Genomic DNA, 9,079 nt, shown 5'->3' on the forward strand with positions numbered 1-9,079 from the left:
TGCTCGGCTACCCGGACATCCCCAGCTCCGGCGACGACGCGGCCTGGCTGGTGGAGACCGGAGCGATCGGCGTCGAGTTCACCAGCCGGCAGGTCGTGCAGAACATGGCCGCGAAGCACATCCTGCACGGCGAGACGAAGCTGCTGCCCGAGGGCGAGGCCTGGGTGCTCGTGGAGTTCGGCGGGGACACCCAGGAGGAGGCGAATGAGAAGGCTGAGAAGCTGAAGCGGCAGCTGGACCGCCGCCCGACGGCGCCGAACCACCGCCTCTATGAGGACCCTGACGAGCAGACCGCGGTGTGGAACGTGCGCAAGCACTCGGCGGGCACCACGCGCATGCCGGTCGGCCTCGGCGGCAACCCCGGCTGGCCGAACTGGGAGGACGCCGCGGTCCCGCCGGAGCGTCTCGGCGACTACCTGCGCTCTTATCTCAAGCTGCTGGACAAGCACGGCTACGAGGGCGTGCTGTTCGGGCACTGGGGCCAGGGCTGCGTGCACTGCCGCGTCGACTTCGACCTGCGCACCAAGGGCGGCATCCGCAACTTCCGGCGCTTCATGGAGGAGGCCGCGGACATCGTGGTCTCCTTCGGCGGGTCGCTCTCCGGCGAACACGGCGACGGCCACGGCCGCGCCGAGCTGTGGCCGAAGATGTTCCCGCCGCGGCTGATGGAGGCCTTCGAGGCGTTCAAGCGGGTGTGGGATCCGGACAACCGGATGAACCCGCACAAGCTGATCGACCCGTACCCGATGGACACCCACCTGCGCGAGGGCACCGAGTTCGCGCCGCGCAAGCTGCGCACCGTCTTCAACTACCCCGAGGACGGCGGCGACTTCACCAACGCGGTCGGCCGCTGCTTCGGCGTCGGCACCTGCCGGCACATCGAGGGCGGGGTGATGTGCCCGAGCTTCATGGTCACCCGCGAGGAGAAGCACTCGACCCGCGGCCGCTCCCGGCTGCTGCAGGAGATGGCCGACGCCTCAGGGTCCGTAGACGGCAGGTGGCGCAACGAGGACATCAAGGAGGCCCTCGACCTGTGCCTGGCCTGCAAGGGCTGCAAGGGCGACTGCCCGGTCAAGGTGGACGTCGCCACATACAAAGCAGAGTTCTTGCATCACCACTACGCCGGAAGGCTGCGTCCGCGCCAGGCCTACGCGCTCGGGCTGATCAACGTCTGGGCCCGCCTCGCCTCGCGCGTCCCGCGTCTCGCCAACGCCGCTACCCACGCGCCCGCCATCAGCACCCTGCTGAAGAAGTCCGCCGGGATCGCCGTGGACCGGGAAGCGCCGCGTTTCGCGAAACGCACCTTCGCCTCCTGGTTCGCCGAGCACAAGCCCCGGTACCCAGACGGCCCGCACGTGCTGCTGTGGCCGGACACCTTCACCAACTACCTGGAGCCGCGCACCGGTATCGCAGCGGTCGAAGTCCTGGAATCCGCCGGCTACCGGGTCCGCATCCCGGAGCAGACGCTGTGCTGCGGCCGCCCGCTCTACGACTACGGCATGCTCACGCTCGCAAAGAAATACCTGCGCCGAATTCTCGACGCGCTCGGCCCGGACATCGACGCGGGCGTGCCGCTCGTCGGCATCGAGCCCAGCTGCCTGGCCGTCTTCCGCGACGAGCTGACCAACCTCTATCCGTCCGACGCCCGCGCCCAGCGCCTCGCCGCCCAGAGCCTGACCCTCGCCGAGTTCCTCGACACCAGGGCCGAGGGCTGGAAGCCGCCGCGCCTCGAACGCGACGTGCTCGTGCAGACGCACTGCCACCAGCACGCGGTCATGGGCTTCGAGTCCGACAAGAAGCTCATGGAGGCGATGGGGCTGCGCGTCCAGATGGCCGAACCGGGCTGTTGCGGCATGGCCGGGAGTTTCGGCTACGAGGCCGGCGAGAAGTACGAGGTGTCGATGGCCGCCGGCGAGCGCGCGCTGCTTCCGGCGGTGCGCGCGGCGGCCGAGCGCACGCTCATCGTCGCCGACGGATTCAGCTGCCGCAGCCAGATCCGGGCCGGCAGCCCGCGCGAGGGCCTGCACCTGGCCGAGGTGCTGGCCATGGCGATCCGCGAGGGCCAGGCCGGGCCGCGGTCCGGCGCCCCGGAACACAGCGTCCCGGCCGTGCCAGGCCCCGCATCCGACTGAAGGGAGGTCGACCGCCATGGCCGACCAGCTGACCGCATCCGACGTCATGGTTCAGCGGCTCGTGGACTGGGGCGTCGACGTCGTCTTCGGCCTGCCCGGGGACGGCATCAACGGCTTCATGGAAGCGCTGCGCAAGCACGCGGACAAGATCCGCTACGTCCACGTGCGGCACGAAGAGGTGGCCGCGATGGCCGCAGTCGGCTACGCCAAGTTCACCGGCCGCCTCGGCGTCTGCTTCTCCACCTCGGGGCCCGGCGCGGCGCACCTGCTCAACGGCCTGCTCGACGCGCGCACCGAACAGGCCCCGCTGCTGGCGATCACCGGCATGTCGTACCACGACCTGATCGGCACCAGCTATCTGCAGGACGTCAACACCGACTACATGTTCAACGACGTCACCGTCTACAACCAGCGCATCATGGGACCGGCGCACGTCATCAACGCCCTCGACTACGCGGTACGCACCGCGCTGTGCGAGCGCGGCCCGGCGCACCTGGCCTTCCCGATCGACTACCAGGCGATGCCCGCGGAAAGCGGCGGCCGCTACATGCGCAACGTGCCCGGCCACACGACCACCAACTGGCGGCCGCCGGTACGCGTCCCACAACATCAGGACCTTGAGGCCGCGGCGCAGGTGCTCTCGGGGCGCCGGAAGGTGGCGATCCTGGCCGGGGCCGGCGCGCGCGGGGCCGGGGCCGAACTCGAGGCGGTCGCCGAGCAGCTGGGCGCCCCGATCATCAAGGCCCAGCTGGGCAAGGACTGCGTGCCGGACGACAGCCCGTACACCACAGGACCGATCGCGCTGGTCGGTTCCCGGCCCTCCGAAGAGGCCCTGGAGGAGTGCGACGCGCTGCTGATCGTCGGATCGACGATGCCTTATATCGAGTACTACCCGAGCCCCGGCCAGGCGGTCTGCGTGCAGATCGACGACAAGCCGGACCGTCTCGGCCTGCGTTACCCGGTTGACGTGGGGCTGGCCGGAGACGCCCGCGCCACGCTGGCCGAACTGCTGCCGCTGCTGCCGCGCAACGAGAACCGCGAGTTCCTGACGAAGGCTCAGGACGGCATGCGCGAGTGGTGGAAGCTGGTCGAGGAGCGCGGCACCAGCCCCGACAAGCCGATGAAGCCGCAGGTGCCGGCCTGGGCGCTGAACGACGCGCTCGCCGACGACGCCATCGTGTGCGGCGACTCCGGCACGGTCACCACCTGGGCGGCGCGGCAGATCAAGATCCGGCGCGACCAGCGGTTCAGCTTCTCCGGCACGAACTGCTCGATGGCCGCGGGACTGCCCTACGCGATCGGCGCGCAGACCGCGTACCCCGAGCGGCAGGTCGTGGTGTTCACCGGCGACGGCTCGCTGACCATGCAGCTGGGCGACTTCCTCACCGCCGTGCAGCACAAGCTGCCGATCAAGATCGTCGTCGTCCGCAACGACACCCTCGGGCTGATCAAGTGGGAGCAGATGGTCTTCCTCGGCAACCCCGAGTTCGGCGTGCAGTTCGCCCCGCTGGACTTCGTCAAGTTCGCCGAGGCCTGCGGGGCGAAGGGGGTGCGCATCGAGGACCCGGCCCGCTGCGGCGACCAGCTGCGGCAGGCGCTGGCGACGGACGGCCCGGTCATCGTCGAGTGCGTCGTCGACCCGCACGAGCCGCCGATCCCGGCGAAGGTCAAGAAGGACCAGGTCAAGAAGCTGGCGGCGGCCCTGCGCAACGGAACGCCGAACCGCAACCGGATCGCGCTGCAGATGGTCAAGGACATGCTCGACGAGTCCTCCTTCGACGCCAGCCCCGGCCACTTCATCCCGGGCCGGATCGGCCAGGCCGTCTCCGGCGTCGTCGGCAAGCTGCGCGACAGCGCGGACGCCGAGCATCACGACGAAGATGCCTCCTAGCGATCTCAATGCGGCGAGACGGACCGGCATGACGGGAGGCTGAGCGTGCAGTCGGTGCGGTTGGTCGCGCTCACGATCGCGGCGGCCGCGACGGACGCGCTCAGTTACCTCGGCCTCGGCCACGTCTTTCCGGCGAACATGACGGGCAACACGGTGCTGCTCGGCCTCGGCGTCGCCTCCGGGGACTACGCGGGCGCGTACCGGTCCGCCACCGCGCTCGCCGCGTACGTCATCGCCGCGTTCTGCTTCGGCGTGGCGACCGCCGCGGACTCCGGTGCGCGACACGTGCGCGCCGGGCTCGGCGTGGAACTGTGCCTGCTGATCGCGGCTGCGGCCTGGTGGCTGAATCTGGCCGGTCCGCCACGCGGAGGAGCGGAGTACGGGCTCATCGTGCTCGTCGGCGCCGCGATGGGCCTGCAGAGTTCGGTCACGCGAAGGTTGAAGCTGCCGGGCGGCACCACGACGTACATCACCGGCACCTGGACCGCCCTGGCGAACGCCTTAGGCCGCCGTCTGCGCTTGCGCGAGACCGACCCGAATGAACCAACGGAGCAATATGCGCGGCTCGCCGTCGTGTCGACGTACGTTATCGCCGCTCTGCTCGCTGCGGCCGCGTACGTGGCCTGGCACGCATATGGGGCGCTGATCCCGGTCGGCGCGCTCGTGATCGCCGTCGGCGTGCTGAATCAGAATGAACCCGGACAAGATGGGTACCAGCGGGCTTCCGGCTCAAGGTCTGGAGACGGGGCTGAGAAAAGGCAGCAGACGAGCGAAGGAGGCGATTCTATGAGCCAGTGGTCGGACGAGCTCCAGAAGGCCGAGCAGCTTGCCAAGGACCACCCGCAGCAGGCTGACGAGGCGATCCAGAAGGGCGAGCAGTTCGCCGAGGGTCAGACCGGTCACCGCTTCGACCAGCAGATCGGCGCGGCGGGCGACCAGGTCGAGCAGCGCTACGGCGGCGGCCAGCAGGACGGGCAGCAGGCTCAGCAGAACGGCGCCCAGGGCCAGCAGCAGGACCCGCAGGGCCAGGGCCGGCAGCAGGACCAGCAGGACTGGCAGCAGCAGGGTCAGGGACAGGACCAGGACCAGGACCAGCAGAACTGGCAGCAGTAGCGGCTGAACGGCGCCGGGTCTGCCTTCGGTGGAATACGCCGAGGGTGGGCCGGCGCCTGCCTGCTGGCGTGTCTGACGCACACAACGCCCGTTCGCGGGTATCAGTGTCGGATAAGGCACAGGACGGGACGAAACAGTCGCCGAATACGGCGGCGGGCAGGAGCCGGCGATGACGAACCCCGAGCAAGGCGAGCAGGTTCAGGCCCCCACCCGGCCGACCGGCGAGGCGCCGCTGGCCGGGCCGACCGCCAGGCCGGTCAACCCGGTGCGGCCGAGCCGCCTCGGCGGGCTCTGGATCCTGCTGACCTCCGGCGCCGTCGTGCTGCTCCTGCTGCTGATCTTCATCCTGGAGAACGGCCGGGAGGTCGAGATCGCGTACTTCGGCGTGCACGGCCATCTGCCGCTGGGCGTGGCGCTGCTGCTCGCCGCCATCTTCGGCATCCTGCTCGTGGTCGTGCCCGGCGGCGGCCGCATGCTGCAGTTGCGCATGGCCGCGCGGCGCCAGGCCCGCAGGGCGCGGTCGCGTCCGCCGGAGCCCGTCCAGCCCGCGCCGACCGACCCGTCCGCGCCCTGACCGCCTGCGCCTCGTCAGTCGTTCTTGAGGCCATCAGTCTGCTCGGCGATACGCGCGGCGGTCTCGATCATCAACGAGTGCACGAACGCCTGCGGGAGGTTGCCGCGCAGCTGCCGCTGCCGAACGTCGTACTCCTCCGAGAACAGCCCGGTCGAGCTGCACGCCGTGCGGTTGCGCTCGAACCAGCGAACCGCCTCCAACTTCCGGCCCTGCTGAAGCTGCGCGAGCGCGGTGATGAAGCCGCAGAGCACGAATGAGCCCTCCGCCTCCTCCAGCTCGCGCCCGTCGTGGCGGAACCGATAAGCGAAGTGATCCCGCGTCAGCTCCTGCACATAGGCGTCCAGGGTCTGCGCGGTTCGCGGATCGTCGGCGGGAATCGCGCCGCGCAGCGGCGGAAGCAGCAGCGCGCCGTCGAGCCGGTCGTCGTCGGGCGAACGCCGCCAGCGGCCCTCTGGGTGCAGTGCCTTCTTCGCCGTGTCGGCCACGATCTGGTCCGCGAGGCTAGTCCAGTCGACCGCGTGCACCGTCGTCGCTGCCGACCTCAGCCCGGCGATGGCGCGCAGCCCGGCCGCGCAGGTCAGCCGGCTATGCGTCCACGCGCGGTCTTCCAGCTCCCAGATGCCCGCGTCCGGCTCGCGCCAGCGCTGCTTGATCGCCTTCGCCGCGATCTCGACGGCCCGCCAGCCGTCCGTGTCGAGCCGGTCGTGCCGCGCCGCGGCGGCGAACAGCAGCAGCGCCTCGCCGAACACGTCCAGCTGGAACTGCTTGTTGACCCAGTTTCCGACCAGGTCGTAGCCGCCGGGATAACCAGGCAGGTCGAGGCGGCGCTGGTCGGGAATGTGCTCGCCGCGTCCGGTGTAGGCGGGCGTGAGCTGAGGGCCGTCCTCGAGAAGCCGCGCGGTGACGAAGCGGACCGCATCGTCGAGCAGCGGGTGCGGACCGGTGACGGCGATCGACTGGCCGATATAGCACTGGTCGCGGATCCATACGTACCGGTAGTCGTAGTTGCGGCCTTCTTCGGCGCGCTCCGGCAGGCTCGTCGTGGCCGAGGCGACAGTGCCTCCGCCCGAGGTGGTCAGCCCGCGCAGCACGGCGTAAGACAGCCGCGCGTCGGGCGCCGCGATCGTGTTCTCGAAGGCGGGGATCTGCTCGGCCCACGCCCGCTCGGTCGAGCGCCAGGCGTCCTGCGGATCCACCGGGTCGCCGAGCGGACCGTCCCAGACCTCCAGCACGAGGTCGTGGCAATCGCCCTCGGGCACGGTCAGATCCAGGGTCAGCCGGTGCGAGCGCGAGCCCCCGGCCGGCTTTGCGCGTTCGGCCCCGCTCCAGCGGAACCGCAGGCCGCCCGCCTGCGCGGTCCAGTCGCCGTGCTCGTCCTTCGCCAGCTTCCGGGCGGGGTGTGCGCCGAATCCGGCCGCCGGCTCGAAGATGATCCGCACGTGCGCGTCGCCGTCCTGCGCCAGGATGCGGCGCAGCAGCACGGCCTTGTGCGGGTCGCCGGGGAAGGCCAGCGCCTCGCGGCATTCGACGATGCCGTCCTGCGTGATCCACCGGCTACGCCAGATCAGCGCGTCGTCCTCGTAGTAGCCGCCCCAGACGAAGCGCTGCTTCGGCGTGACCGAGTACGCGCCGGAGCCGCCGATCAGCGTGGAGAACACGGCGTCCGAGTCCCAGTACGGCGCGCACATCCAGGCGATCTCGCCGTGTGGTCCGATCAGCGCGCCGCGCTCGCCGTCGGCGATCAGGGCGTAGTCGCGCAGCGTCATCGGAGAGAACGGGTCGTTCATCGAGGCCACCGCTCAGGTCCATCCGGCATGCGGCTTGAATTGCCCCGCTTTCGTCAAGTTATTCATGTGCGGAAATGCGGCGCCACGCTGGCTCGGCGGGCGCGTCGTGCGCCACCGGCGTGCCGGGGCCGCGGCACGAGCCGGGGGCGATTGCGCGGCGGATATGGCCCGGCGACGGCTTGACCGGTAGAAATGTGCGTATGCATGCACTCGGTGAGTCGCCCGTATCAGTGCCCGATGACGTCTCCTCGGATTCGGCCGCGATCGTGGCCGACGTCGCCGCGGAGGAGTTAGTCGGCGCGCTGCTGACCGCCTCACGGCTTTTCGTGGCCATCGCCACCCGCTCGCTGGCCGCGGTGGACGGCACGCTGACCGTGCCGCAGTACCGGATGCTGGTGGTGCTGGACACGCATGGGCCGAGCAGCCTGGTGCGCTTGGCCGAGCGGCTGGGGGTCAACTCGTCGAACGCGCTGCGCATGGTCGAGCGGCTTTCGGCGGCCGGCATGATCGAGAAGGCGGCCAACCCGAAGAGCCGCCGCGAGGTGCGGCTCGGCCTCACCGCCCGCGGGCGCCGGGTGGTGCGCGAGGTGACCGAGGCGCGCCGGGTCGACATCGGCCGGATCGTGGCCACGATGCCTACGGAGCGGCGCGCGGACCTGGTACTGGCGTTGCGCGCGTTCACCGACGCGGCCGGGGAACCGCCCGCCGAGGTACCCGGCTGGCACTGAGCGGCTGGCAACGCAGCGCTTTCTACGACTCTACGCCTATCAAAGACTCTGCGTCTGGTCCTCGAAGCCGCCGACGTCCTTCGGCCTGCGCAGGCCGCGCTCGATTTCCCGGCGCACGATCGCCGGATGGTGCAGGTCGAAGGCCGGGGACTCGGAACGGATACGCGGCAGCGACGCGAAGTTGTGCCGTGGCGGCGGGCATGAGGTGGCCCATTCCAGCGAGCGGCCCCAGCCCCACGGGTCGTCCACGGTCACCCGCTTGGCGGTCTTCGCCGTCTTGTACACGTTGTACAGGAACGGCAGGGTGGAAAGCCCCAGCAGATACGCGCCGATCGTGGAGATCGTGTTCAGCGTCGTCCAGCCGTTCGAGGCCAGGTAATCCGCGTACCGGCGGGGCATGCCCTCCGCGCCGAGCCAGTGCTGGATGAGGAACGTCGTGTGGAAGCCGACGAACAGGGTCCAGAAGTGGATCTTCCCGAGCCGTTCGTCGAGCATCTTCCCGGTCCACTTGGGCCACCAGAAGTAGAACCCGCCGAACATCGCGAAGACGACCGTGCCGAACAGCACGTAGTGGAAGTGCGCGACCACGAAGTACGAGTCCTGCACCATGAAGTCCAGCGGGGGAGAGGCGAGGATCACGCCGGTCAGCCCGCCGAACAGGAACGTGACCAGGAAGCCGACCGCCCACAGCAGCGGCGTGTCGAACGACAGCGAGCCGCGCCACATGGTGCCGATCCAGTTGAAGAACTTCACCCCGGTGGGCACCGCGATCAGGTACGTCATCAGCGAGAAGAAGGGCAGCATCACGGCGCCTGTGGTGAACATGTGATGCGCCCAGACGGTCGAGGAAAGCC

Annotated in this window: 7 protein-coding genes; 5 read left to right on the forward strand and 2 right to left on the reverse strand. The window is 70.0% G+C overall.

Going from position 1 to position 9,079, the window contains the following annotated elements; all coding sequences use genetic code 11:
- The 4 genes from VFB40_RS26070 to VFB40_RS26085 form a co-directional block, all read left to right on the forward strand.
- On the forward strand, positions 1 to 2,132 hold a 2,132-nt coding region (locus VFB40_RS26070), incomplete at its 5' end, for an FAD-binding and (Fe-S)-binding domain-containing protein (RefSeq protein ID WP_324855221.1).
- Positions 2,133 to 2,148: 16 nt separating this feature from the next.
- A complete protein-coding gene (locus tag VFB40_RS26075) occupies positions 2,149 to 4,023 on the forward strand; it encodes a thiamine pyrophosphate-dependent enzyme (protein WP_324855223.1) in 1,875 nt (624 codons plus the stop codon).
- Positions 4,024 to 4,068: 45 nt separating this feature from the next.
- A complete protein-coding gene (locus tag VFB40_RS26080; RefSeq protein ID WP_324855225.1) occupies positions 4,069 to 5,136 on the forward strand; it encodes a YoaK family protein in 1,068 nt (355 codons plus the stop codon).
- A gap of 169 nt (positions 5,137 to 5,305) precedes the next feature.
- Positions 5,306 to 5,710 carry a lipopolysaccharide assembly protein LapA domain-containing protein gene (locus tag VFB40_RS26085; protein ID WP_324855227.1) on the forward strand — a complete coding sequence of 135 codons (405 nt, stop codon included), beginning with the start codon at positions 5,306 to 5,308 and terminating at the stop codon, positions 5,708 to 5,710.
- A 14-nt stretch (positions 5,711 to 5,724) separates the two neighbouring features.
- Here VFB40_RS26085 and VFB40_RS26090 read toward each other — a convergent pair whose 3' ends face one another.
- Positions 5,725 to 7,497, reverse strand: a complete 1,773-nt coding sequence (locus tag VFB40_RS26090) for a glycoside hydrolase family 15 protein (protein ID WP_324855229.1) — start codon at positions 7,495 to 7,497, stop codon at positions 5,725 to 5,727.
- Positions 7,498 to 7,697: 200 nt separating this feature from the next.
- On the opposite strand from VFB40_RS26090, the gene VFB40_RS26095 reads away from it, so the two are divergent.
- Complete coding sequence (locus VFB40_RS26095) at positions 7,698 to 8,225, forward strand: MarR family winged helix-turn-helix transcriptional regulator (protein ID WP_324855231.1); 528 nt, start codon at positions 7,698 to 7,700, stop codon at positions 8,223 to 8,225.
- A gap of 39 nt (positions 8,226 to 8,264) precedes the next feature.
- On the opposite strand, the gene VFB40_RS26100 is transcribed toward VFB40_RS26095, so the two are convergent.
- A partial coding sequence (locus tag VFB40_RS26100; RefSeq protein WP_324855233.1) for a cytochrome c oxidase subunit I occupies positions 8,265 to 9,079 on the reverse strand: 815 nt, incomplete at its 5' end.

Source organism: Actinocrinis sp. (genome assembly GCF_035650855.1).
In the GTDB taxonomy this organism is placed as follows: domain Bacteria; phylum Actinomycetota; class Actinomycetes; order Streptomycetales; family Catenulisporaceae; genus Actinocrinis.